Annotated in this window: 29 protein-coding genes and 1 pseudogene; 4 read left to right on the top strand and 26 right to left on the bottom strand. The window is 42.8% G+C overall.

Annotated elements, in window-relative coordinates:
- Positions 1-181: 181 nt before the first annotated feature.
- The 3 genes from ligA to smc all read right to left on the bottom strand — a co-directional run bounded on the left by ligA (position 182) and on the right by smc (position 7572).
- Entirely contained in the window at positions 182-2215 is a 2034-nt protein-coding gene (ligA, locus tag JC525_RS09960) for an NAD-dependent DNA ligase LigA (protein WP_198815700.1), read from the bottom strand.
- Between the two features lie 228 nt (positions 2216-2443).
- Positions 2444-4000 carry a cell division protein ZipA gene (gene zipA, locus JC525_RS09955; protein WP_198815699.1) on the bottom strand — a complete coding sequence of 519 codons (1557 nt, stop codon included), beginning with the start codon at positions 3998-4000 and terminating at the stop codon, positions 2444-2446.
- Between the two features lie 20 nt (positions 4001-4020).
- A complete protein-coding gene (smc, locus tag JC525_RS09950) occupies positions 4021-7572 on the bottom strand; it encodes a chromosome segregation protein SMC (RefSeq protein ID WP_198815698.1) in 3552 nt (1183 codons plus the stop codon).
- A gap of 242 nt (positions 7573-7814) precedes the next feature.
- Here smc and cysZ point away from each other — a divergent pair, with 242 nt between their 5' ends.
- Positions 7815-8552 carry a sulfate transporter CysZ gene (cysZ, locus tag JC525_RS09945; protein ID WP_198815697.1) on the top strand — a complete coding sequence of 246 codons (738 nt, stop codon included), beginning with the start codon at positions 7815-7817 and terminating at the stop codon, positions 8550-8552.
- A 131-nt stretch (positions 8553-8683) separates the two neighbouring features.
- Here cysZ and JC525_RS09940 read toward each other — a convergent pair whose 3' ends face one another.
- Positions 8684-10282 (bottom strand): sel1 repeat family protein, encoded by a 1599-nt coding sequence (locus JC525_RS09940; protein WP_198815696.1) that lies wholly within the window; start codon positions 10280-10282, stop codon positions 8684-8686.
- Positions 10283-10294: 12 nt separating this feature from the next.
- Positions 10295-11197, bottom strand: a complete 903-nt coding sequence (nlpI, locus tag JC525_RS09935) for a lipoprotein NlpI (protein WP_198815695.1) — start codon at positions 11195-11197, stop codon at positions 10295-10297.
- Between the two features lie 135 nt (positions 11198-11332).
- Between nlpI and cdd the strand changes: the two genes are divergently transcribed.
- Positions 11333-11740: a cytidine deaminase gene (gene cdd, locus JC525_RS09930; RefSeq protein ID WP_332874098.1), complete on the top strand. Its 408-nt coding sequence runs from the start codon at positions 11333-11335 to the stop codon at positions 11738-11740.
- A gap of 96 nt (positions 11741-11836) precedes the next feature.
- Here cdd and JC525_RS09925 read toward each other — a convergent pair whose 3' ends face one another.
- The 20 genes and pseudogenes from JC525_RS09925 to JC525_RS09830 all read right to left on the bottom strand — a co-directional run bounded on the left by JC525_RS09925 (position 11837) and on the right by JC525_RS09830 (position 23477).
- Positions 11837-12505, bottom strand: coding sequence for a hypothetical protein (locus tag JC525_RS09925; RefSeq protein ID WP_198815694.1), 669 nt, complete (start codon positions 12503-12505; stop codon positions 11837-11839).
- A gap of 2 nt (positions 12506-12507) precedes the next feature.
- Entirely contained in the window at positions 12508-13110 is a 603-nt protein-coding gene (locus JC525_RS09920) for an RNA polymerase sigma factor (protein ID WP_198815693.1), read from the bottom strand.
- 9 nt (positions 13111-13119) lie between these two features.
- Positions 13120-13812, bottom strand: coding sequence for a TonB family protein (locus tag JC525_RS09915; protein ID WP_198815692.1), 693 nt, complete (start codon positions 13810-13812; stop codon positions 13120-13122).
- Positions 13813-13908: 96 nt separating this feature from the next.
- On the bottom strand, positions 13909-14079 hold the full coding sequence (locus JC525_RS09910) for a hypothetical protein (protein ID WP_198815691.1): 171 nt from the start codon (positions 14077-14079) through the stop codon (positions 13909-13911).
- Positions 14080-14353: 274 nt separating this feature from the next.
- Positions 14354-15034, bottom strand: coding sequence for a DUF4328 domain-containing protein (locus JC525_RS09900; RefSeq protein WP_233095109.1), 681 nt, complete (start codon positions 15032-15034; stop codon positions 14354-14356).
- Positions 15035-15129: 95 nt separating this feature from the next.
- Positions 15130-16179 carry a DUF2157 domain-containing protein gene (locus JC525_RS09895; protein WP_198815690.1) on the bottom strand — a complete coding sequence of 350 codons (1050 nt, stop codon included), beginning with the start codon at positions 16177-16179 and terminating at the stop codon, positions 15130-15132.
- A 354-nt stretch (positions 16180-16533) separates the two neighbouring features.
- Positions 16534-16758, bottom strand: coding sequence for a hypothetical protein (locus JC525_RS09890; protein WP_198815689.1), 225 nt, complete (start codon positions 16756-16758; stop codon positions 16534-16536).
- Positions 16759-16859: 101 nt separating this feature from the next.
- A complete protein-coding gene (locus JC525_RS09885; RefSeq protein ID WP_198815688.1) occupies positions 16860-17264 on the bottom strand; it encodes an MAPEG family protein in 405 nt (134 codons plus the stop codon).
- 34 nt (positions 17265-17298) lie between these two features.
- On the bottom strand, positions 17299-17616 hold the full coding sequence (locus JC525_RS09880; RefSeq protein ID WP_198815687.1) for a hypothetical protein: 318 nt from the start codon (positions 17614-17616) through the stop codon (positions 17299-17301).
- A gap of 133 nt (positions 17617-17749) precedes the next feature.
- Entirely contained in the window at positions 17750-18688 is a 939-nt protein-coding gene (locus JC525_RS09875) for a hypothetical protein (RefSeq protein WP_198815686.1), read from the bottom strand.
- 109 nt (positions 18689-18797) lie between these two features.
- Positions 18798-19283 carry an AAA family ATPase gene (locus JC525_RS09870; protein ID WP_198815685.1) on the bottom strand — a complete coding sequence of 162 codons (486 nt, stop codon included), beginning with the start codon at positions 19281-19283 and terminating at the stop codon, positions 18798-18800.
- Positions 19284-19343: 60 nt separating this feature from the next.
- A pseudogene (locus tag JC525_RS19915) lies at positions 19344-19477 on the bottom strand (GNAT family N-acetyltransferase); the annotation flags it as partial.
- A gap of 73 nt (positions 19478-19550) precedes the next feature.
- Entirely contained in the window at positions 19551-20000 is a 450-nt protein-coding gene (locus JC525_RS09865) for an MBOAT family O-acyltransferase (protein WP_198815684.1), read from the bottom strand.
- Between the two features lie 8 nt (positions 20001-20008).
- Positions 20009-20545, bottom strand: a complete 537-nt coding sequence (locus tag JC525_RS09860) for a GNAT family N-acetyltransferase (RefSeq protein ID WP_198815683.1) — start codon at positions 20543-20545, stop codon at positions 20009-20011.
- Between the two features lie 147 nt (positions 20546-20692).
- Positions 20693-21130 carry a GNAT family N-acetyltransferase gene (locus JC525_RS09855; RefSeq protein ID WP_198815682.1) on the bottom strand — a complete coding sequence of 146 codons (438 nt, stop codon included), beginning with the start codon at positions 21128-21130 and terminating at the stop codon, positions 20693-20695.
- 108 nt (positions 21131-21238) lie between these two features.
- Positions 21239-21619 (bottom strand): VOC family protein, encoded by a 381-nt coding sequence (locus JC525_RS09850; protein ID WP_198815681.1) that lies wholly within the window; start codon positions 21617-21619, stop codon positions 21239-21241.
- 211 nt (positions 21620-21830) lie between these two features.
- Positions 21831-22193, bottom strand: a complete 363-nt coding sequence (locus tag JC525_RS09845; protein WP_198815680.1) for a hypothetical protein — start codon at positions 22191-22193, stop codon at positions 21831-21833.
- Positions 22194-22374: 181 nt separating this feature from the next.
- Positions 22375-22545: a hypothetical protein gene (locus tag JC525_RS09840; protein WP_167390646.1), complete on the bottom strand. Its 171-nt coding sequence runs from the start codon at positions 22543-22545 to the stop codon at positions 22375-22377.
- A gap of 90 nt (positions 22546-22635) precedes the next feature.
- Complete coding sequence (locus JC525_RS09835) at positions 22636-22995, bottom strand: hypothetical protein (protein ID WP_198815679.1); 360 nt, start codon at positions 22993-22995, stop codon at positions 22636-22638.
- A 230-nt stretch (positions 22996-23225) separates the two neighbouring features.
- Entirely contained in the window at positions 23226-23477 is a 252-nt protein-coding gene (locus JC525_RS09830; protein ID WP_233095108.1) for a hypothetical protein, read from the bottom strand.
- Positions 23478-23578: 101 nt separating this feature from the next.
- Between JC525_RS09830 and JC525_RS09825 the strand changes: the two genes are divergently transcribed.
- Both JC525_RS09825 and JC525_RS09820 read left to right on the top strand, forming a co-directional pair.
- Positions 23579-23824: a type II toxin-antitoxin system CcdA family antitoxin gene (locus JC525_RS09825; protein ID WP_198815678.1), complete on the top strand. Its 246-nt coding sequence runs from the start codon at positions 23579-23581 to the stop codon at positions 23822-23824.
- Positions 23824-24141, top strand: coding sequence for a CcdB family protein (locus JC525_RS09820; RefSeq protein ID WP_198815677.1), 318 nt, complete (start codon positions 23824-23826; stop codon positions 24139-24141). The genes JC525_RS09825 and JC525_RS09820 overlap by 1 nt, the downstream gene beginning before the upstream one ends.
- 170 nt (positions 24142-24311) lie before the next feature.
- Here the strand turns inward: JC525_RS09820 and JC525_RS09815 are convergent, their stop codons facing one another.
- Complete coding sequence (locus JC525_RS09815) at positions 24312-25343, bottom strand: serine hydrolase domain-containing protein (protein WP_198815676.1); 1032 nt, start codon at positions 25341-25343, stop codon at positions 24312-24314.
- Positions 25344-25424 lie beyond the last annotated feature (81 nt).

Here is a 25424-nt window from a genome sequence, read left to right as displayed (position 1 = left end):
AAGTTTTAAGGCGTACTCCATCACCGGATAAATAAGAACGCCACTTCATTGAAGTGGCGTTTTTTATGATGAAATCAGATTCACTGATGAGCAATTTCGATATGGGCACTTTCGAGATGGATACTTTCGAGTTATTTCCTACGCCCCTTACGACAAAAAATCATAAAGGGGGATGTAAGTACTATTCATGCTCAGACAAAAACGCTATCAGGGCAGCTTCGTCCCATACCTCGACATCGAGTTCCTGCGCTTTTGTAAGTTTTGAGCCCGCTTTTTCTCCTGCAACCAAAAAGTCAGTATTTTTACTTACCGAACCGGCAACTTTAGCACCTAATAACTGTAACCGGGCTTTTGCATCCGAGCGTCCCATTTCGCTAAGTGTACCGGTAATAACACAAGTTTTACCTTCCAAAGGCAGGTTTTCCGAATCAGGTTTTTCGATGGCTGGCCAATGCACGCCTTCTCTTATAAGAGCATCAATCACATCTGTGTTATGAGACTCGTTAAAGAAATTGAAAATATGCGTAGCTACCACACCACCCACATCTTGCACTTCAACTAGCGCTTCAAGCGATGCTTCTCGAATAGCGTCGAGCGTTTCGAAGTGCGCGGCTAAATTAGCAGCGGTCGCTTCCCCAACTTCCCGTATACCTAATGCATAAAGAAACTTCGCAAGTGTAGTCTTCTTCGATGCTTCCAACGAAGATAACAACTTGCTTGCTGACTTTTCCGCCATTCTCTCTAGGCCAACTACGTCACCCAGTGAAAGCGTAAAAAAGTCAGCCGGGCTATGAACAAGGTCAGCATCTACAAGCTGGTCAACTAATTTGTCTCCCAGACCGTCGATATCAAATGCTTTGCGCGAGGCGAAGTGCTTCAGCGCTTGTTTACGCTGCGCTGCACATATCAAACCGCCGGTGCAGCGTGCAACGGCCTCGTCTTCAAGCTTTTCAACCTGAGAGTCACACACTGGGCACTGGCTTGGGAAAATGATGTCGGTTTCATCACCTGTACGATTCGCCTCTACTACTGATACCACTTGAGGAATAACGTCACCGGCGCGACGAATAACAACCGTATCACCAATCTTAACGCCCAAACGCGTGATTTCATCTTGATTGTGAAGCGTTGCATTCGATACCGTTACGCCACCAACAAATACAGGTTCTAGTCGCGCGACTGGGGTTATTGCACCAGTACGTCCAACTTGGAATTCAACATCAAGTAACGTAGTTACTTCTTCCTGCGCCGGGAATTTTTGTGCTATCGCCCAACGAGGCGCCCTGGCCACAAATCCAAGTGCAGCTTGAAGATCGATGCGGTCAACTTTAAAAACCACGCCATCTATATCGTACGGCAAATTGTCCCGCTTTTCTAAAATGCGGTTGTAGTAGTCAAGGCACCCCCTACCGCCTTCTGCAGTATCAATATCAGGGCACAGCGGTAACCCCCATTGACCAAGCTGCGCTAACCGCGCACTGTGCGTGGAAGGTAAGGTGAAACTCTCAGGCTGTACTACACCTAATGAATAGGCGTAGAACATCAGCGGGCGTTTAGCCGTTATTTTTGAATCTAGCTGGCGCAGGCTTCCTGCTGCTGCGTTGCGAGGGTTGGCAAAAACCTTTCCTCCGGTTTCTTTCTGTTGCTCATTTAGCTTTGCAAAACCTTCTCTTGGCATAAACACTTCACCGCGCACCTCAACACGAGCGGGATAATTATCGCCGCGGAGCGTTAAGGGCACATTAGAAATAGTACGAACATTTGCCGTAATATTTTCCCCTACCTGGCCATCACCACGCGTTGCTGCGCGAACCAGCTCGCCATTTTCATACAAGATGCTCACTGCAAGACCGTCTAACTTAGGCTCACAGCTAAAGTCCATGGTTGATGAGTCTTTTAATCGGTCTTTTAATCGCTTTTCAAAAGCAAGCAATGATTCTTCATCAAATGCATTGTCTAGTGACAACATTGGCACTTCGTGAGTAACCTGTTCAAAGGATGACAGAGCGGCTCCGCCGACTTTTTGACTGGGTGAATTTGGGCTCTGAAGGGTTGGATATTGCGTTTCTAGTGCAATTAGCGCCTGCATGTCTCGGTCGTAGACCGCATCAGGAACAGACGGCTCATCAAGTACATAATACTGATAGTTGTATTCATTTAAGGTGTTGCGAAGCTCGGCAACTTTTTGTTGTGCTTGTTCTAAAGTGTCAGACATGGAAATTGTTGTCACGTATTAATAATTGAGAGTTTTACAGGCTGTTGTCTTTTGAAATAACTTGAGACAACGATTAATTTTTTTCAGGCGCCAATAAAAACGCGCTAGTATCACTTCACCAAGAGTTAGATCGAAACCGCTACTCTTGCGCCCTGTCTAATTGAAAAGGACTTGGGTATCAGCCAAGTCCTTAAACGTATTGAAAGCACCAAACAGTGTTTAGGTTAGCTAACTACGTGAGATCATGCGTTTGCGTTCAAACTCGCGAATTTTCTCAACGTACTGCTGCAAACCCTGTTTAGTTAAAACGCTACGTCGCCCATCTAAAACCTGAGCGCCAAACTCATCGGCTAGTTTTCGCGCTGCATTATGCATCATATTGAATACTTGATGCGGATCGCCTTCGATTGGCAAAATCATGAATAAGGAGACACCTTGTGTTTCAAACGTTTCAAGGTTGTCGATATCAAATACCCCAGGTTTAAACATATTAGCTAAGCTAAATAGCACTGGCCCCTTGCCGTTGGAGTTGACGTGACGGTGGAAGATATCTTGGTCGCCAAATTTAAATCCAAGCGTAAGCAACATGGGTAACAATGCAGCGCCAGAAATTGGTTCACCTTCGGGGGTTCTAACGTTTAACACCAAAACTTCAGGGTCAACGCTAGACGACTTGCCCTGAGACGCTGAACTCTCAGTCGCTGTGCTTTCAGTGCCATTTGCAGTGAAGCTGTCTTGTTCGTAATCAGATATGTTTCCTTCGCTGCTATCGAAGTCTATGCGCATCTGATCGTCACCAAAATTTGGCTCTTCTCGTCTTCTAATTGTTGTTTTACTGCGCTTGCTACGGGCAAAGCGCTTTGGTTGTTCATTTTCTTCCTGCGCATCTCTCGACTTATAGGACTCTTCAGGAGCATCTAAACTAAAGTCTGCTACTTCCCTCTCATTTCTAGCAGGGGGCGCAGTGTCTACCGATTCTTCTTCAACCGTAGGATCAATGTAAAACTTTTGCGCAGCTCTACGTTGCTCTTCACGGGGCTTTTCACTTTGAGTATCGGCGTATTCGCCTGACGAAGTAGTGTTGCCTTGTAAATGATGGAGTTCGCTGTCTGCATTATCAGATACATTATCTGATTCTGCGTTACGGTTACATCGTTCAGCTGATGTTAAACCTTGAGACGGTACTGAAACCTCTTCATCCGCCCCCTCTCGAAGCAAGAATCCCGGAGGCTCAGGAAATTCAGATTCGTTGCTACTGCTCCCTGATAGGGTTTCTGTAGAACGAGATTGCCCCTTCATATGCGGCTTTGGATTGGTTACCACAGATCCATAAAGTTTTGGCTCAGCAGGCTGAGGCGCTTTTTGAGGCCTATTTGAGGGCTTGTCTTTTTGCCCCTCACCTACAGCGTCTTCTCGGCTTTCGCCGGTAAGCGTCTCTTTATAAACGCTAGATGATTCAGATTGTTTAGCTTTGGTATGATGGTCAGCATCAAGAACGTCATGCTCGATTAAAGGTTCATCGTCGTTGTAAGCATTCGACGACGCTCTTTTCCCGTCTTCTGGTTGTCCAACAACTCTTACGGCACCAATTCCTAGCTCGTCAAAGCCTTCCTGCGGTTCTGAATCATCATCGTTATCATCAGCATCCTGCCATTGTCTAGGCTCTAACCGCTCTTTTGCAGCTGGCTTGCTGTTTTTACGAATTTTCCAAATGCCGTGGGCAAGCACTGCAATAATGAATACCGTGCCCCCTAGGAGTAAAAATAGACGTAATTGATCTTCCATTTAATTTCTTTCGCCCTTTGTTATGCTTCTGCGAAGGCGACAGCTTCGTCAACATCTACCGCTACCATGCGAGAAACGCCAGGTTCCGCCATGGTTACACCGGTAAGGTGACTTGCCATTTCCATCGCTATTTTATTATGGGTGATATAAATAAACTGCACTGTTTGTGACATTTCTGACACTAGGTTACAAAAGCGCCCTACATTTGCATCATCCAATGGTGCATCTACTTCATCCAGCAAACAAAATGGTGCTGGGTTTAATCTAAAAATAGCAAACACCAATGATAAAGCGGTTAACGCTTTTTCTCCACCGCTTAAAAGGTGAATCGTACTATTTTTCTTGCCGGGAGGGCGAGCCATAATAGTCACCCCCGTCTCAAGTAAATCGTCATCGGTTAACGCAAGATAAGCAGAGCCCCCACCAAACACTTTTGGAAAAAGTGATTTCAAATCTTCGTTTACTTGCTCAAACGTTGCAGAGAAGCGAGTGCGCGTCTCTTTATCGATTTTGCGAATAGCTGACTGCAAGGTTTCTAGCGCTTCGGTTAAATCGTTATGCTGGGTGTCTAGATGAGATTTTCGCTCAAACTGGGTTTCATATTCTTCCACCGCGGCTAAATTAACTGCGCCTAAACGCTGTAGATTTGCTTGAGTTCTTTCGAGATCGTCCTGCCACCGCGTCTCTTCCGCATCATCTGGCAGCGTTTCAAGGATACTTTTTAATGATTGCTGAGTTTCATTAAGCTGCTCCAAAATAGTGTTCGCGCGAACACGATACCCTTCAATATCTATATTAAGCTTATCGATATTGGTTTGGCGCGCCTGAATATCTTTTCCAAGCAGTTGGTGACCTTTCTCAGCCTCACGTAGCCACTGTTCAATATCGTCGAGCGCCGCTTGCTTTGTGCGCTTCATTTCTTCAAGTTCCGCTTTACTGTCAAGCAACGACTGAAGCTCGGCCGCTTGCACTTCCTGTGGCGAAGTAAGCTGAGTAAGCTCCTGCATTAACCTATCTTTATTTTTGATGTATTCTTCGCGCTGCTGAAGGTTACGCGTAACCTGTTGGCTGTAAAGGTTTTGATGGTTTTCTAGCTGCTGTTTTTTAAGTGCAAACTCATGATTTTGCGAGGTAAGTGAGTCAACTAAAGCGCGCAGTTCTGTGGTGTTTCTCTCGTTAGCTTCACGCTTAGTGTTCACTTCATCAATGTGCACTTCATGTTCAAGAATTTGTGCTTCTTGAAGCTCTAGCTTTTCCGAAAGTTGCGCTAGTTGCTCCTCTTCTTTAGCTAGCATAATTTCTTGCTTCTCACGTTCCTCATTAAGCTTTGTAGTACGTGAAGACTGCTGTTCTTGCTGCATTTCAAGCAGTGATAGCTTGTTCTTTAACTGGGTAAGTTGATTCTCTTTTTCACTTACATTGCGTTTAAGTGAAAGGGCTTGCGCTTCAGTTTCTGCAAGTGAATCCTGCGCGTTATTCAGTGACACTTCAACTTCCGCGATTAGATGCTCGGTAGCCTCAACAGTAGAACCAAGTGCCTGAATCTTATTTGCCCTTTGCAATGCACCGTCGTTCACCTCACCAGGCTTCACAACCCATTGCTCACTTGCCCATAGTCCTGATGGAGAAATGAAGCTAGTAAACCCCTTTGAAAAATAGGAATGCAGCTTTTTACCATCATCAGCAACGCTATTAATTAGAGAGGTAAGTTCTTCATCATCTTCGCAAAGATAAATATCATTAAAAAATGCCGGCACGCGATTGCGCGACGACACGTTGTTTTGAAGGCTTCCACCTTGCTCACAAACTTCATTAACTAACGCGCTCGCCAGTGAACCTGATTTCGCGTTGGTAATAAACGTTGAGTTCGAAAAGACTTTGATTCCCCTAGGCAAGCTTTCTTGTTGACTAAGAAGCGCCTCAATACTGTGGCTCGTTGCAACAACCGGGTCTTTTACATGTTGTAGTATGGCTTCAACACAAGGTGCTAACCTCTCTACAGACTGAAATTGTTGCCATAGTTTTTCGATACCCTCAAGACGAGTATCGTCACTAGTAGTCGCATCTTGTTGAAGCGCTTCGAGGGCAGCCATTGTCGAGCGTGCAGTTTGCAGCTTTCCCTGCGCCTCGCGAAGCGTCAACTCCAAATCCTTAACCTGAGCTTTTTGATCTGAGGATATCTCGTCTACAGTACCAAGCGAGGCTTGAATCTCTTCTATCTCAAGTTCAATTTCTTCACATTGACCGGTCAACAACGCTATTTGATTCGTATAATCTTCGCTGTTTATCTGTGTTAATTCATCGTTTATTTCACTAATTCGCTGGGATGTTCGCAGCTGCATGCTCATTGTCGACTGAATTTGGCTGTGACACTGCTGCACATTTTGTCGCAGCTGATTATAAGTTTGCTCTTGTTCTCGGGCTTTTGCGTTGAATTCTCTCAGCGCTTGCTCAGCATCTTCGAACCGCTCTTTCGCGCTATCTAGCTCAGCTTCTTTCAACGCGATTTCAGGTTCAATACCCTCTAGCGCCTCGCTTGATACTGCAAGTGCCTCTTGTGCTTCCTCAATTGATTGGTTGAGCACTTCATGCTGCTCGCTAATTCGAGCCAACTCCTGCTCTACCTGCACTTTACGCTGTTTGGCATGAAGCGCATTTTGCTCAAGGCGGGTTATCGCGTTGCTGGTTGTAAAAAGCTGTTGCTGCAGATCATCAATGAACTGTTTGGTTTCTACCTGCTTAACTTTGTATGACTCAAGCCCGGCCTCGTCACCTTGTAGCCTTGCAACTAAGTCATCAACTTCAAGCTGAAGAGCTTGCTGCTGCTTTTGTAACGTCTCTATGTATTCACTATTTTTTAGAAAGCGGATAGCCGCTAGCTGACCTTTTAGTTCTCTGGCTTGTGCTCGCAGTGTTTTATAGCGGGTAGCTGCGGCAGCTTGCCGCTGTAGTTTCTCAAGCTGTTTACCAAGCTCATCACGAACATCATTCAATCGTTCAAGATTATCTTGTGTGTGCCTTATGCGATTTTCAGTCTCTCTGCGACGTTCTTTGTACTTTGACACGCCCGCGGCTTCTTCAATGAAAACGCGGAGATCCTGTGGTTTAGATTCAATAAGCCGTGAAATCATGCCTTGTTCAATAATGGCATAAGAACGTGGCCCTAACCCTGTTCCCAAAAACAGATCCGTTACGTCCCGTCTGCGGCATTTGGTGCCGTTAAGAAAATAGGTAGAAGTAGCATCGCGTGTAACTAAACGTTTAATAGACAGTTCACTATAATTGGCGAATTCACCGGCTATACGCCCCGCGCTATTATCGAAAACGAGTTCGACACTGCACTGCCCGACCGGCTTACGGGAAGATGAACCGTTAAAAATGACGTCCGTCATAGCGTCACCACGCAAGTTTTTAGCGGAACTCTCTCCTAAAACCCAGCGAACGGCGTCTATAACGTTTGATTTCCCGCATCCATTAGGCCCGACAATGGCCGTCATTTCACCTGGGAAAGGAATGGTAGTGGGTTCGACGAAGGATTTGAAACCCGCGAGCTTTATCTTTTTAAGTCGCATATTTCATTCCTCTGCAAAACAGAGTCAGCGGCCGAGAGAGCATAAGGTACGACTGAAAAAGCTGACGAATTTGGAATGATGCAATCACACGTAAGATTCTTTTGTTATTATGTCTCGACTCTACCAAATCTAACAGCTTGTAACAATTACCATTTAAGTGAGTGAGGCAGAGTTTACGCCTTGTGCGTATGATAAAGCAGATAGTCATAAAACGTGGCGTTTTACACGCAAAAGGAGTAGGAATGAGTTCAGGTGGTGTACATTATTTTTTTGAAGGCTTCTCGCTTATTAAAACCAAAGGTCTTAAGCGTTTTGTTTTTGTGCCTTTTACCATCAACTTAGTGCTGTTTTCCGTGGCCTTTTATTTCTTATTTGGTCAGATAGAAATGGGCATTGCCTATGTTATCGACCTTGTCCCGGAATGGTTGGGTTGGATAAAAACAGCAATCAGCTTTTTCTTGTGGCCCTTAGCGGTAATCAGCGTACTCTTAATTTTCGCGCTTATTTTTGGCACCCTCGCAAATTGGATAGCCGCACCTTTCAACGGGGTACTATCAGAAAAAGTAGAGCGTCATTTAACGGGTCAAGACTTAGGCGATGAAGGCGTAATGTCTTTAGTTAAAGATATTCCTCGCACCGTAGGCCGAGAATTCACAAAATTCATCTGGTACGTGCCTCGCGCCATTGGCTTTTTACTATTATTTTTCTTTCTCCCCGTCATCGGTCAAATACTGTGGTTTTTATTCAACGCATGGATGATGGCTATTCAATACTGCGATTATCCTTACGATAATCACAAGGTAGATTTTACCCGTATGCGTTTGCACTTAGGCGAACATAAAGGCAAAGCGATGACCTTCGGAATGATGGTTAACGTTTTTTCTCTTATCCCTGTGGTTAACTTTATTGTAATGCCAGTGGCAATTTGTGGCGCCACGTCTATGTGGGTTCGCGAACTTAAACATACCCTTCACGACTAAGATTACATGTCTGGTATCAAAGATGGTTGCGAGCTCATCGATTAAAAAGCTAGATCTAGGTAATGTTGCGCCTATATTTATTTGTTCAAGTGGGTATGAGGCGCATTTTCTGTCATTTAAAAACCGGTTAGCTACCCTTTCGAGCCCGTGAAAGCTTCATATTCTGCTAACCAGTGAGCCGCTTCTTTTTGATTTCCACTATTGTGAAAGGCCTGGAAAAAATTCATCGATATGGGTCGCTGTGCATTTTGTCTTTCTAGTTGCTGTTGCCAAAGCACAAGATATAGAGGGGGGATCACCCCGCTGTCGTGATGCTCCATAAAGGTGATCCGTCGACTTGGCTTATAGCTATTTTTTCCCAATACTGTACAGGTTTTAGCGCGCGCGATTATTGTAGCAGGGTCTATATCCAGCCAGTTGTTAACCGTAGCGTGAGGCGTATACCAGAACTGCGAGTCGACTATGAGATTAGGAGGCGAAAAGTCATTGATATCGTTTTCATCACACAGTCTCGTCGCCATTCCTTTGCCAATGGGATACTCATCAGCAAAGCCAGCAAAATGGGCCAGTTCGTGAACGAAAACCGAGTACGCGTCGCTGATATCTAAATACATTACCCCATTTTGAACATTAGCTTTTCCTTGCTCTGCCACGACAACGGCATGACTAAACTTACGCTTTTTAGCAATACTTGCTAAAGGCGTGATATTACAACCTAAAACCCCCGTGTTATTGAAGTCTGGATTGCAGCGCAGTACGTCAGTTTTGAGCCAAATTGGTGGGGCCAGGCAGATAGACAGCCCTTTAAAACGCTCATCATTTTCAAAAGACTGATAAAGGCTGTGCGCACGCATAATAGTGGCCAAGCTTGTTGCAAATGGCTGTATCCGCTGCAGGCAATTTGCTTTACTTTCCCAATTAAATGAATCTGCGAGCTTTAACGCTTGGCTTTCAGAGAATGGCGTGTAGAGATCAGTAGCTTCCAAAGCTTTTTTTGCTTGTACGTGACCTTTTTTAGCAGCAAATTTGAAGTGTTCTTTAGCTTTTGAGTATTCGCCCTCATCCCACAGCAATCGAGCATACTTAAAAGCACTTTGCATATCGAGTGTCGCTGTTGCAGCTAAAAGAGGCTTTGCTAGCTCTTGTTGACCGTGCAACATATACCAGTCTGCGAGTGCTGCTTGAGCAGGTAAGTACTTTTGAGACGCTGCCCGGATTAACCACTTTTCACGCTTTTCTGGTGATTCCGTCGACATAGCAAATGCAAGTTGAGCTTCAGCGACATCACCCAATGCCGCTAAGCGCATAAAACGTTGAGACGCTCCTTCCTCTCCTAGAATCTGATAAAGCAGCCATGCCGCATCTGCGTTTTCAAGGTTAACGAGTTTTTCAAGGTAATAAGTAGCGGTTGATTCTTCTATACCGGTTTGGGAGGCAAATTGTTTTTCGTGCGCCTCTTCAAATTGCATTAATAATGCAGATTGCGCCACCTCACTGCCCTGCTTAGATGCTAACCAGAGTAATGCGAGCGCTTCTGTAGTTTGACTGGTCGGAGAGTGTGAAAAAGGTGACGGTTCATCAGTTGGAGCTTTTGCAGCTCTCACTAAATCGTCGTTAATTTTTGGCAGTTGGAGTACGCTTAATGCATTAGCGATAAGTTGAGGAGCATATCGCCCACTATCGCCCGCAACGATAAGCAGCGCGAACACGGCTAAAAATAGGCCTCGCATAACCTAGGTCGATTACTCTTCGTTTTCTGGTGCGCTGGCTGCGTTCTCACGCAAACGATTAAGTTCCATTCTTGCGTATCTGTGTTCGACATAATCAAACACATTAGTACTTAGGGCTAGCTTAAAATAATTAGATGCTACGCCACTGTTTCCTCGATGTCCGTGAAATTTACCCAAGTAGAAATACGCTTCGCACAGTCTATCCGTCAGCTCTTTTTGACTTTTCACTCCGTCTAGCAACGAATTTAACACATCATTTTCATCAACGGTACCTAGGAACAAATCCACCAGCGTGGTTGCCCAATGATCATTATCTAGCATAGGTCGAATGGAGGCTAAGTAGGTTTGCCCATCAAGCTCAGACACATCATGATGAGCAAAATACGCCCATAGAGCACGGAACGGGTCAGTGTCGTCTTTTTCAAAAAAGCGATTTAGGTCAGTAATAGCAAGCTCTGCTCTTCCGCCGTAATATAACGCGATGCCCCGATTTAAGAATGCAAAATCATAATCTGGGTTAATTTCTAATGTAGAGTCGAATGCGTCATAGGCTTGAAGAAAATCGTTTTGCTGAATGTAATGAATGCCCATCGAATTATGAGCCTCAGCGAGGTCAGGCTTTAAGTTAATCGCCTGAGAGTAATCAAATTGAGCGAGGCCGCCCAAGCCTACGCTGTCATAAAGCATTCCACGTTGAAAATGAAGCTCGGCTTTGTCTTCATCGGAAAGTGCTGGACTGGTTAAAACTTGGTTATAACGGGCAATCGCCATTTCCGAACGCGGATTAACAGGCGCAGGTTCGGCTAAAAGCAAGTTTCCCATTTGAGGCCTTTCTGAAACGGGTGGTGTTTGTGCACAACCGGTTAAAATAGCAGCGAATAAGGAAAAAAAGATGAGACTAACGTTTCTGCGCATGGTAAAAAAGCATTCTATAAAAAAAGAAAAAACCGCCTGAGTATTAAGTATACGCTTGTCGCGGCGTTGATGCCGCCAACCTTCTCGCATTTGATGATAAAAGTAAAGCGTATTGGGTGGTTAACACAGGTAGCTATGAAGAAAAATAATTTAGAAAAACTATCACAACTTGCTTTTGACGCACAGAAAAACTCTCATTCACCTTATTCCAACTTTAAAGTTGGTGCTGCAGTGCTCACTCCGACAGGCGACACCTTCTCTGGTTGTAATGTAGAAAGTGCTGCGTTTCCATTAGGGCAATGTGCAGAAGCCACCGCGATTGGCAATATGGTTACACAAGGCCAAAAGCGTATCTCACATATTGTTATTGCTAGCCCTAACGACGAATTCTGTTTCCCATGCGGCGGATGTAGGCAGAAAATTGCTGAGTTCGCGCCTGATGAAACCCCCGTTACCATGGTAAGTCAAAGTGGAGAAACATTTGAAACCACTATTGGTGAATTACTTCCCAACGCTTTCCGGGCCCACGACCTAGACAAATAAACATACTGCGAAACGCTGTTCGTAAGCGAGGCTTGAGCGAAACATTACCGCCCTTGCCTCGTTTACGAATTTAAATACCCTGCTCTATTCCTATTATCAGCATATCAGCGGTTTATTTGATTGCTTTATCGAAAGGATCCTTCCCTGTGCATCTAGGGCCAGCGCCACGTTAGCACCAACACTAATATCTCCCTGTATGCGACCGTTGATATTCAACGATGTAATTAGGTTTTCAGAAACCACAACCTGCTGCTTTTTACAATTCACTAGTAGCCAGTCCCCATCTTGCGATTGCAAAGTAGCTGGCTGCAGAGTTACCGCTTTAGCGACTAAGTTACTTTCAACATATTGGCGCGTGTAGGCGTTGAAACGCGCTTGATAGTCGTTACTCGTTTTGTTAGCGAGCAATTTATCTTCACCTTCAAAACCGTGGTAGTGAACAATGTCTACAGTATGTGCAGCGGTTTGCCTACTTGGCAAAAATCGGCTTTGGAATATTCCAACATTATATACTCCTAGCATGGCTACAATAGCAAATGCCACCGCGGTAAATCGCAGGGTTGAAGAAGCAAAATAGGCGCGAATGTGCGAGCCCACGAGCGCGAACATACGTTCTTTTTCATTTTCACGTCCTTTAGCCTTGTTATGTGCAAGCACATTGGCGCGTATACGGGCGTTTACCTTGTCGGATGATGTATCATTTTGCTTCTGTATTTGCTGGCTGCGTCTAAATGCATCTTGTAGCTCTTTATCTGAAATAGACATGATTACAATTTCTCCAGCATAGTTTTAAGACTGTCTTTTGCATATCGTATTCGTGTTTTGATCGTTTCTTTTTCAGCGCCACAAATGGCGGCTATTTCCCTAAGTCCAAACCCTTCAAGCTGCAGCGAAAGCGCTTCTTTTTGCTTGTAAGGCAACTGCTGAATACAAGCCTTGAACACGTCTTTTTCTAACCCTTTTGCCACATCTTCTTCTATCGTAGACTGGGCATGCTTTGTTAATTCACCTGACGAGAACGATTCAACCGCGTCGTTGTTATATTCAAGCTTGGCGCTTTTTCTTAACTCATCTATAAGCGTTCGCCTACTAATGGTAAAAAGCCATGCTTGAAAGTTGTCACCGCTCTTAAACAAATGACTATTTTCGATAACTTTTATCCAGGTGCGCTGACAAATATCTTCAGCTACTGTGCTATCGCTCAACACCTTTAGAAAATAGAATAGCTTGTTGTTGTGTAAATCAAAGAGTGCGGCTAAGGATGCTTCATCCCCCTTTGTGCTGTACTGCAGCATTAGCCTTTCACTCACACCCAACGCTTTTTCGCGCTTACCTTGAAACAAGTTTTGCAAGCTTGCGCCTATACTCATAGGCAATCCTTATTGTTCTAGTTTGAAATCTAATACTACAACCATACCTGGTTGACTAACAGGTTTACCGCCATTCAGCTTGGGTTTGTACTTCCATTTTTTAAGGGCTCTGCGTGCGGCTCTATCAAACACCCGCTTGGGCTGTGAATCTAGTACCTCAATATCAGATACAGCGCCACTAGCAGTCACCGTAAACCCAAGCTTGACCCAGCCCTCAACACCATCACGACTAGCTTCTGGAGGATAAGTAGGATCTACTCTAAATTGAGGTGTAGCCTGCATATCACCTTGAGCACTGTTCAAATTTATCGATAGATCTAATTCTGTATTAGGAATGTGTGATTTTATTTCAAAATTGCCAGGGCCGTCGTTGGGCTCAGGATCGAGTTCAACAACTTTTTGTGGCGGCGTTTTAATCACTTGCTCAATTGGCGCAATGGGCTTTTTAGTAATAGTGCGCTCATCTTCAGGCTGGAAAATGATGGGTTCAAAAAGCACAGGTGGCGCTTCGCTTATGTTTACCTGATCTTGCTTAATAAGTTCTGCCATCAAGACGAAAAGCCCTGCGGTGACGGTTCCACCCGCTACTGCGATTACAGCGGTACTAACAGTGCGTTTCAATAGAGGCGTTTTCTCGAACGGCAGAACACCATGTTGTGACAGGTGCTGTGAATTAGTGCTTGGTAGTATGTTAGTTTGCATAATGTTCCCCCTTTTTTCACTAAACGGGGGAACTCAAAGAAAGGGGTGAAAATAATTATTTTTTATTTACGCCGAGCGTAGATAAAGCGTAACCCCCTATTTATTTTGATCGCTGGGCCTTTCGCCTTCACGTACATCCTCACTAGAAGTTCGCGCATTATTAGCGTCTTGCCGTTTATTTAATTTAGCTGCTGCCATAAAGCCAATAATAAAAATGGCGAAAATAACCACGCCTACCCAAATCAATACGTTAAAAAGAAAGTCCATATCGTTCCCTAATCACAATTTTGTGAAATAACTTTAACATTTATTGGTTTAAGTGGGCGAAATAGATCATAACGCCTGTTTTAACCATCAACTCGGTTATTCAGACTGCTCAACGCCTATAGCCATTACGGATTGCCCGTTCTTAATTGCAGGCATTTGATTGACAATCATCACGGTACCATCAACAGGTGCTTTAATAGCTTCGACGTGATTACCAAAGTAATCAACTACCGTTCCAACATCTTGCCCTTTCTGAACCTTGTCTCCTATTGCCTTAGACGGTCTGAAAAAGCCAGTGGTTGTGTAACGCGAGCTGGGCTCTAGAAACGTTTTTAATCAATAACCATGTAATTAGCGCTAGAGGAATAGAAATGATTTCTGAAGCCTGTGAGACCAAATTTACATTCATAATTTCTGTTATTTCCTCCGCTCTTCTGGACATTCGAAAAACCGCCTGTCCCACCATGCTATTCGCAATCCAAAAAAACCACCAAATACCTAAAATTGAACTGACTTTTTCAACCGGCCAATCAGCTGGGTTTTGACTAGCCTGCCAGATTTCTTTCATCGCTTGATAGGGTTTCCATAGCGATACTATTGGAATGAAATAAAAACCTATCGACCAGCCTGGCGAAAACGACATATCTTTCGCACCAAAATGACGCGCATTTTGATTTGATTGATAAATCCACTTGAGAATTAAAACACCGGATACGATAAACACTCCAAGATACAGGAATGCAATGGCCTGCTGTCTTTCGTCATTGGCTTCCGCATCGGCTACCGCCATTTCTTGGCTAAAGTAAACACCATTTTGAAAGTCGGTTAGAAGCTGATATTCCATTAAATTTGAGCCAATAGCGACGAATGCCAGAACAACTTGCAAAACAAGTAAGTATTTAATCCACACAATAAGGCGACTAGGGTCTTTAAACTCTACTTGTTTCTCTGACATATCTATTTGTTACCTTCAGTTTTCGCCACTTTAATAGCTGTTATAAAAATGTATTTTAACGATTGTCTTTTCGCGCATTTACTGAGCGTTCTTCGTTACCCAAGTTTTTTATCTAGCAGTTCCTGAAGCGGCTTTGGTAAAACATGACGTGCTTTGCGCGTAATTTTAACTTCATTCTTTTGCCACCATATGCCTGCATACACTACACCCAAACCAATTGCCGTTAACGCAATGGGAAAAAGCCAACTGTCCTTAAACACGTTAGATGCCAAGTGCCCAAGATAAAAGCAAGATCCTAACGCACCGAATATTACAAAGACTTTTCGAACCAGCAATGCACCTAGCCCCACCATGGCGAGGTTTATACAAAAATAAAAAAACTTTGATAGTTCACTGTCTGAGTGCTGGCTTGAAAGCCCGCCCCAAAACGCAATAACGCCAAATAAATACAACCAAAATGCGTAATCAGCAGTGTGCCTTGAACGTATATCGACCCAAAAAGCCAATAGGGTCATGAGTATGCCGAAGTACATAGATACTTTTGCGCGAAATTCCCACGTATGAGAATCCCATATATCGTCTTGGTCAATGATAAGCATGACGACATCCATGCTGATGTACCAAAGCGTTACAGCAATAGGCATGATTAAAAACGGGAACTTATAACGCCATGCTATGATTAAGCCAGTTACCAATGTACCTAGTTCCATGTACAACCACAGCCATTTAATACGCGTATGGAACTGACGGTAGACCGTATCGTCATCGGGCCAGAGGCCAAGCCACTGCTGGAAGCCGTAGATAGCAAGCGGCGTTAAACACACCACAAAGGTAGCGCAAATACCTGCAGGAATGACTAGGTTCTTGCGTGCTAAAGAATTCGCAAGCTTTAGGCCTACACCGGCATAAAGCAGCGATATAAAGACGATTCCTAAGCCGCCAAACTGCTCCCACCCCAAATTCATAAATAAGGTCATAGCGCCTATCGCGATAAGACCGCCTAAATAATAAAGAATATGGGTAAAAGTGAATGCAGGAGTATGCTGGCTTTCTGCCTGAAAGAAGTTATAAAGGTCAACGCCCTGCTGTTCAGAGATAATGTTGTTGGCCACAGCTTTTTGAATACTTGCTTTCGATACTTCCATGTAATTCTCTGAAACAGCTCGTAATACTTAGAACTTTTACTTTACGCGGTTATGGCTAAAAAGCCAGCCAAGAAAAGTTACAGGGCTTTTCTTGTCTCTTTCTCGTATGCTTTTTCAGACTTGTCCAACATTAAGTGGCCAAAAACGACGCCTGCAATGGGAAAGATGATTAATGCGATGATTGGCCGTACCCAAATATTCTGTGATGGCTCGATATACTCCATTAACGCGGCCCAAAGGATGGCTGTGGTGACGCCCTACCCTAAAACCCCGTTAATTAAAACGAAGCGTTGCTTGCCTTTTTCGCGCGTTTTCGCCCACTTTTCCATGTTCATTAAGATATCCTTTTTTAAATCAAGCAATCATTACTAAACCCACGAAAACAGCGACTACGGTAATAACACCAACCGTGAAAGTCCTCCCTTCATCTTTTCCCGCTCTTGGATATTTGCCGAAGGTTAAGAGTTTAAGCACCACATGGCCTATACCTCTTAAAACCAACTCAACGATAAATTCTACTAGTATCCACTTTATAATTCGAAGTATAAAGCGGCCCAGCGGCTCCAATACGTCTTCCATAACTTTAATACCTTTTAATTTTATTTTTTATTAGCGGTAGCCTTTTAGGTATGGCGCTGATAACGTCCTTTGCTCGATAATCAGGTTCCTTTGACCTTGAACTACCAGCTAAAATTACGAATAAAAATCAAAGTCCACATTGCCAAAACCGCAATAAAATTGATAGTAAATACCACACCGCGCAATCTGATATTGTCTGTAAATATCTGAACAATGCTGTGCAGCACTCTGCCAATCACAAATGTCCAAGCCAAGTAGATTTGCACACCGGCTATTGGCTCATCCATTGCGATTAGTAATACGCAAGCGATATGAAAGAACATTGGCCATTCAAATTGGTTGCTTAAGTTTGCGCTGATTTTAGGCTGAATAGTGTGAAAAGGGTTGGAGCCGTTTTTGCTTCGACCTACTCCCCATACAACGGGTGCGCGAGCTACGGTTAATAAAGCATAAAGCAAGGCACACCAAACGATGTGAAGGAAAACGGGAGTGAGAAGTGGGCTCATAACTGCTACGTGATATCGGTATTTTAAATTTAGCCTATAAAGAAACGGCTTTAACTCGGCGTTCGCTGTCTATGTAGAAAAGTGAATACCCCTTTGTTTTAAACTGTTCTCGCAGCGTTAAAAGATGCTCTATATCTTTTTCAATCACTATTAGCTTCTTTTGCCCGGTATTATCGAGGGCGGACATCAGTGCCTCGCCGTTATCTTTATCAATCTGTGTACCAGCAACGATATAGCTGGTATCCGTAGACATAATCAATAAGCCTTTACCAAGATCCGCTGATTTCCTACTTGTAGAAGCACAACCAGCAACTAGAAAGCAAATTAAGAGAAGAGAAGTCCAACTTTTCATAGGTTTCCTTTTATATTGTGTATCGCTTTTTGTTTGAAAGTACCACGTTTCGTCTTAAACGAAAACTTTCGTCGTCTGTGCTTTTTTTGGAGCCTATTTACAGCGGCTTGAGATGGCAAAGCTATATTTGCTTTCAAATAGCACTATGAATATATGCTTGCTCATTAGGATAGTCGACAACAATGCGCAAATACTTCAGTGCAGACCCACCTAGTGCCCCATCAATTCGCCTGTCCATCATAGAAGACATAAATTGATGAAAATTAGGGTCGGGTCTGCGCGTGAACCACACAGGCCCTATCGTCGATTTACCAACGGTTATAGCCGGAACGCGAATCATATCTTGGTTTGAAACTCGGCATCCTTTTTCAATCACTAACCAATCAGAGTGAGCTTTCGTCCATTCATCAAATATAGAAGCAGCTATAAAGGACGTTCCACTTTGTCCTTCTGGTAAACCTGCGACAGTTGCTGCTTCACTTGAAGGCCATGCTGATGCACCTGTATCTAGAAGCATGGGAATTAATTTTCCATCCACTGAAATATCAATACTAGGGAATGCTAACGTGTAGTGCCCTTTTTCATTTTTCTGAAACCCTAATGGTATGGTTATTATCGTGTCTGATAGAGGTGCTTCATTTAGCACAGATATGCTCTTATTGGGGTAATTGAAATCAATAATCTTTTCAGCATGCCAGCGCCCACCTAAAGTCCCGTCGCTCATTCCATTCCGGCTAATATCCCCTTTTGGCACAACTTGTAACTTGCCTTTCCACCAATTATTTAGACCTGCACCTGGTATCGAAACAGATTTATCAAACTGAGGCATAGCAGTAACCTTGATAGACCCATCTTCGGCTTCTTTTGTCTGTGTATGCCAATGGTATTTATCACTTAGCTCTTTAGAAATCGCATTCCACCCGCCACCTGTATCCGTAAAAAAAGTAATAGTTGTACCATCAGTAAGCTTTGGTTTTAAGTAGATCAAATCATTTTTAAATTCACTGGGTAACTCATCAGAAAAGCAAAAAGAAGAAGGTAATAAAAATAAAACGAACAAAATAGTTTTCATGCTGGCCTTCCTTTGGCAAGGTTTTTTGTGCGAAGAATTGTGGCTATTATTAATTAAGAAATTTAAGCAAAAGCGTTACTTGTTCTTAAATGCTAGCTAAACCGAACTATCAGCTTTTTTCATTTTGGGTAACCATTTTTTTGTGACCACTGTAGCTTTCATAAAATTGCTGGTGCGCAGAATAAGAAAACGTATCGTCTCTTTCCGTATATTGCCCTATCCAATCTATCAACATAGGTAAATTATCATCTTGGGCTTGTTTGGTCTTGTACTTGTGGGGTTCCCAAGGTCTTGATTTCGCATTAGCTATACACAACTCTACAGGTAAATTCATAAATATAATCTCAGTCGACTGCGCTTCGACAAGTTGCAGTAAGTCTGTGTAGCAGCCTTCAATAACCCAAGTTTTATTAGAACCGGTAAACGCCTGTATTTCCTGAGCCGACTCTTTAATTGGTTTCCTTTCAGGCGGGCTAGTGGGTTTCCATGCAAGCGTATCGAGATCTAAATGCGCTAAACCGTGTGTTTCACCCAATCGCTTCGCCAACGTAGATTTACCAGAACCGGAATTACCAAATATTAAAATTTTAGCCACAGTTCTGCTCCGTCATAATTCCCTTTAATCAACACTAAAGGAAAGCTTATCATTTTTTCACTTCCCAAACTTTTCTTTTATTAGCACACCGTCGTGCTTTGCTCCCAATCGAACAATCGCGGTACGTGAAGCTGGTTATGCCAGCTTGTTCTAAACTCTACAGCAATTGCTTCGAACGTTTCAAAGACGTGTGTTTTATATTTTCAGATTCTAATTCTACGTCTTTAAACCACATATCACTTTCCATGTCTGATTAGTTGCATGTTATTAAACATACAGGGTTTCCAAAAAGTACGTTATACCTAGCGAAATAAAAATAAACGATGCATTAATTATTGCGCGAACAGGCCAACTAACCTGACCGTACGATACCCCTGCCCATTTAGAAAAAATAACTATTAATCCCATCAACCCAAACCACGGCGTAAAGAAAAAAATGGTTTTCCACTTAATGATTGATACGGCGATATCGTGAAGAGCTCCACTAACTAGAAATGTAATAAAAGTAGCTAAAGAAATGGGCAAGAAATTCGCAACGGGGCGCATAACATTGCGTGATAAATAGTAACCCCAGATAGGATTCCAATATTGCCAAAAAACTGGAAAAGAAGAGGCTCCACAAGAGCGTGAAAGCATGTTTTTCATGGAATCACTCGCGCCCAATGGTACGCCATTTCGTTTCTTTACATATTGCGCAAGTGAGAGTTTGCTTTTCATAGTTAATGTTACCAAAGACCGGGGTCATTTAATGCTTCGACACATTTAGTAGGACCGGCCATAGGCTCAATTACCTGCCCATCTAGCGATTGAGCAAGCCAACCAATAGGCTGACTCAATGGGCAAGGCGCTTTCACAATATGTTCACTAATTTGCTCGAAACCAGTTTTAGCATAATAACTTGGGTCGCCATAGGTAAAAGCCAAATTTACGTTTAAGGACCTTAAATGATCTAGGCCATAAGTTATTAGCTTCTGACCTATTCCAGCCCTTTGCATATCTGATGAGACGGCGACCGGCGACAAAATGAAACCGCTCTGCCCGCTAGGCACCGTTAGACGACTGAAAAATATACCTCCGACAACAGTCTGGTTTATTTCTGCAGTGCACCCTATTAAATCTTGTGATGCAGTATTAGCAATAAGGTTGGTAACGAAATCTGCAATAACTTGACCTTCTGCTTGCCCCTCAGATTCAGAGAATACTTTCCTGAAAAGCTCGATAGCCTCTTGAGATTTCGATTCATCAAATAGTGAAAATTTCATATTGCCTTATTCTTTATTTTTTAACACAAGGGAGCACAATGCCGCAAAGACTCAGTGATACACGAGCTACACTCGGCAACAACGTAATGGTGTGTATATGTCTCAGTATCAGAGAGGCCTAGATGAACATTTCTAGACTGGTAAACACTATAGCCTAATAAGCGAAAGCATATCTTCACCATCTTTGTCCAAGCCGACTTCATTAAAACCGAAGCTTGAATAAAAATTCTTGGCGACAGGATTTTTAGGGTTGTAGCAGATTTCGATTTCTTTAACGCCAGGAGTTTGTTTTATTGACCTTATTGCCAGCGTTAAAGCTGACCGACCTATTCCTTGGTTCTGATACTTTTTATCGACCATAAAACGCCAAATAGAGACTTTTGAAACCGATTCTCTAACCCACATAAGAAAGCCTACGGGCTCATCACCGAGATATATAGCCCGACAAGTGTGACCTTCGTTATAAAACGACTCAACTAAAGACCACATGTTGCACGCCACGAAATCTTCCTGGGCTTCAGTCACCTCTAAATCGCAGACAGCCTCATAATTATTCTTGTTTATTTCTTCCAATGAAATTTGCATATTCATCCTGAATTTTTCTTCTCGTTAAAAGCGCAGTAACACGGAGGACTTATCAGTTAGGTTCACGTGTATGTTCTTTGCGAAAACGCATGCCAATACAGCAGTATGCTATATACGCTTCTCTACTTTCCAGGGAGGATTTAAGCGGTTCTCACCCGCCCAGTAAAGTTTGATTTTGTTACCAGATGGATCTTTCAGTATTGCTTCTTTCCATAAGTAACGATGCTCTGTCGGTTGCTGTTCGAACTGAACACCTTTCTTCGTTAACTCAGCACACAGTTCATCAAGCTTTTCATGCTCGAAGTAAATCACAGAATTATTTTCAAACTCACCAGATTCGAGTGATAAGGAAAAAGTAGAGTTCCCGTCTGGGCAAGAAAACCTTGCGTAATGGGGAGTATCGACAATTTGAGTAAAGCCGAGCTTCAGATAAAAGTTAGCGGCAATATCCATATCTTTTACTGGCAAAGTTACTTGATTAAGTTCCATTTAAACTCCTAACTTATAACAACTAAAAAACAGACTAGTAATGATTGACCCGAATGCGAAATAAAGTGATACATAGCTAGCTGCTACGTGCCCTTAGTTATTTTCTTATTATGGTGCTTTAAAAGGTTACGCATTCTTGTTCCATAACGCACGTTTTGAGGTTCACGTGCGCGGCTATAACCGGAAAGAAGTGATTGAGTTTATTTTGTGTTTACACCATTACCCCATTTAACAACATACCAGGCATGAAAAAGCTAAATGCAAATACACCTGAACCTGTTAATGCTAATGCCAAACAACAAAATGATGCCTGTAATGCGAAGACACTAGGTTTAGCAGAATTACTATGCCTAATAGAAATGGCTGCGATACTCATAATGTTTTTCAATTGCACGTAGGTGCGCTGGAGCCAAGCCGAAAAAGGTTGAAAGGCGACAAGCAAAAACGCGAACGCTACTTCAATGCCGCCAAACTGTAAAAGTAACGCAATTTCGGGAGCAAACGCTGCGACTGCTACTATGCAGATGCCAATTAAAGCCTTCTGAACGAAGGTTAAATCTTCCCAATTTTTCATCTAATTCCTTTTATCAACGCCTAAACAATAAGGAAATATCAGTTAGTAAAACTTAACAATGCAGGAGCAAGGAATAACTGTTTCCGCCCTGCTGAAATCACATGTTATGTTGCGAAAAAAACAACATACAAACTTGGGTTACTACAGAAACTAAACCTTGCCAATATTAAGCGCCGATAGGTTAAGTCTCTTTTCGCCTTTTGATTGGAAATAAGCCAAACCAAAAGGCGCCTTCAAGAACAAGGCCCAATATGATGAACAAAAACACACCTGACTGAATTCCTTTGCTGTAAGATGCAATAGCTGCGGCTAGAAGAACTAGTGCAATAAGAATTCGATAAATAGCTTTCATTTAAACTCTCCTTTTTAAATGCCAAACGCTAAGCTGAATGGCAGCGATGTTGCGGCACTCATTGGATCACGCGTTAAGCGCCGGCCGATACTACAAGTAACCTGCTTTTTGGTACTTTCCATACCCTGCCCTAGTCAATTCCTTGAGCTCTTCAAAGAGTTTGGCATCTGTTGCTTTAAAGTTAAAGCATGATTTGCCTTGCATTCGTTTTTGAAGCTCTGGCGATATACTTTCTAATAATTCTGGAAATACATAAACGGGCATTAGATGAAAGCTGACATAATTCTTATTTATTTTGACTGAGCCAAAATACATTGGCTTCTTGTTTTTCATAACGTGATGCGTGTTCAAATAAAAATTATCGGGATTATCAGTGACCACGACCATGCCATTGGAATATGGAGTCAGTATATCTTTGAGATGATGAAAAACTTCGTCTGGATTATTCACTTTTTTAAAACCTCAAGAGCATAGAAATTGGACACGCACAAAATGTATATCTCGATAAACAAAAAAGACTGTCTTGTTTAGTCTGTAGGCATAATAGCGTAGCTGGTTCAGAAAACAGACCGAACTATCACAGCAAAGTGACAGTTCCCCTATTCTCCTGTTTTACTGTTCCATGGAGCAAATAGATTGGACACGCACAAATTACAAAGACACCTTATCAAGCTTACCTTCTACTCATTTTCTGCTTTTCGTAGTATTTTGAAAATTCGGTTTATTGTGATTTCAGACAAGTTCCATTCATAACCGTTAAAGTCAGTAGTATTGATAAATTGAACGACTACGGTATCGAGATCTTTGTCATATTCTGCAAGGCTCTGATAGCCAATAACTAATCCTCCATGCTCGAAAACATAAGGGTAAAGTTCCGCTTCGCCAGCATTGAAAATAGAGCCGTTGTTTAGTGGAAAATAGGACACGCACATAATGTATCCCTTATTGAAAAGATGCTTGTCTTGCTTGTCTATATTTTGCAATGCGCATCTGCATGCGTATACTTGGGTGTAAAACCACTTGGAGTGATAACGTGCAAGATTTATACGATATCCATGCCCCCAAAAAAGCGACGAATTTAAGCTTAAACAGCGACTTATTGCAAAAAGCTAGAGACTTAAAAGTTAACCTGTCTGCAACTTTAGAACAAGCACTCAAAGAAAAGTTAAAAAGTGTTGAAGAAGAAAAATGGAAAAATGAAAACAAAGCTGCCATAGCTGCGTATAACAAGTTTGTCGCTGAGAACGGTTGTATAGGTGATGAGTACAGGAACTTTTAATGGCGCAATTTGACGTTTACAGAAACCCTAGCACAAAAACGAATAAAGCTTATCCCTTTCTTGTAGATGTCCAGAACTCCGTGATTGACCAGTTAGCAACCAGGTTAGTTGTACCGCTGACAAGCAATAACGCTGGAAACAGTCTTTATATGAAAAAACTAACGCCGGAGATAGAATTCGAAGGCGCGACATACCTATTCCTAGCTCAACAACTTAGTTCCATACCCGAAGATGTGCTTAATGACTGCATCGGCTCTTTAGAGCAATCCCGAGAATTGTTAATAGATGCAATAGACTTTGCTATTACTGGAATATAGCTTTTCAATAACAGACTCAAACACATAGGCATAATAGCGTAGTTGGTTCAGAAAACAGACCGAACTATCACAGCAAAGTGACAGTTCCCCTATTCTCCTGTTTTACTGTTCCATGGAGCAAATAGATTGGACACGCACAAATTACAAAGACACCTTATCAAGCTTACCTTCTACTCATTTTCTGCTTTTCGTAGTATTTTGAAAATTCGGTTTATTGTGATTTCAGACAAGTTCCATTCATAACCGTTAAAGTCAGTAGTATTGATAAATTGAACGACTACGGTATCGAGATCTTTGTCATATTCTGCAAGGCTCTGATAGCCAATAACTAATCCTCCATGCTCGAAAACATATGGGTAAAGTTCTGCTTCGCCTGCATTGAAAATAGAGCCATTGTTTAGCGCTCGTAAGAACTTTCCTACATCCTCTGCCGTTGCTAGCATACCGTAGTCTCGCGCCTTAACATCTTCCTCGAAGCCAATGTAATAGCCGCTCATCACGTCGTCCATATTGACCTCGCTTAATGAAAAATAGGTATTATTCAATTGAAGCGGGAGCAAAATATTTTGCTTAATGTACTCATGGTGACTATACCCCAAAACCTTATCCAAGATATTGCGAAGCAAAAGATAGTTCGTATTGGAATACTCATAATCATTACCCGGTTCAAAACTGGCGGGAAGATCTAGCGCAAAGTCGAGTGCTCGCTTTCCGTTTTCCGGTTCGTTTTCCCAGTAGGCAGCATTATCAGTAAAGTTAGGAATTCCTGACTTATGTTGCACCATCATTTTTAGCGTTATGTTTTCTGAATGCTCAATTCTGTCTTTGAGTTCGGGTAAATAATCAACGAGTAAATCGTCTAGGGATAGTCGCTGTTCTCGCGCCATTTTGGTGATAGCCACAGCAGTGTATAACTTACTGATACTGGCAATTTTAAATAAAGAGTCGGGGGCTGCGGGTATTTTGTTATCTCTATCTTTCCAGCCTGCTGTGTAAAAAGCTGGAGGTTTTCCCGCCTGATCCACGTAAACAATCATGCCGTCAAAGCCATGGCTAATAGCTTCGTCAACTTGTTCTTGCACTGTTTGAGGCAAAGGTAAAATCCAAGCTTTAACCAATACCCAAGGAACGAAAAACAGCGAAATAATAGTACTGACTAGCAAAAAAAGCCTGATGATTGTTGTTCTTCGATTCTTCGTCATTTAACCCAGGCCTTAAAGCACATCTTTGACGTGGTCAAGCAAATTCACACAACCCAGTTAAGCAGCTTTTTCTAAGTCCGC

Source organism: Alteromonas sp. IB21 (assembly GCF_016405965.1).
Lineage (GTDB): Bacteria > Pseudomonadota > Gammaproteobacteria > Enterobacterales > Alteromonadaceae > Alteromonas.
This window is presented reverse-complemented; position numbering and strand designations above follow the sequence as displayed.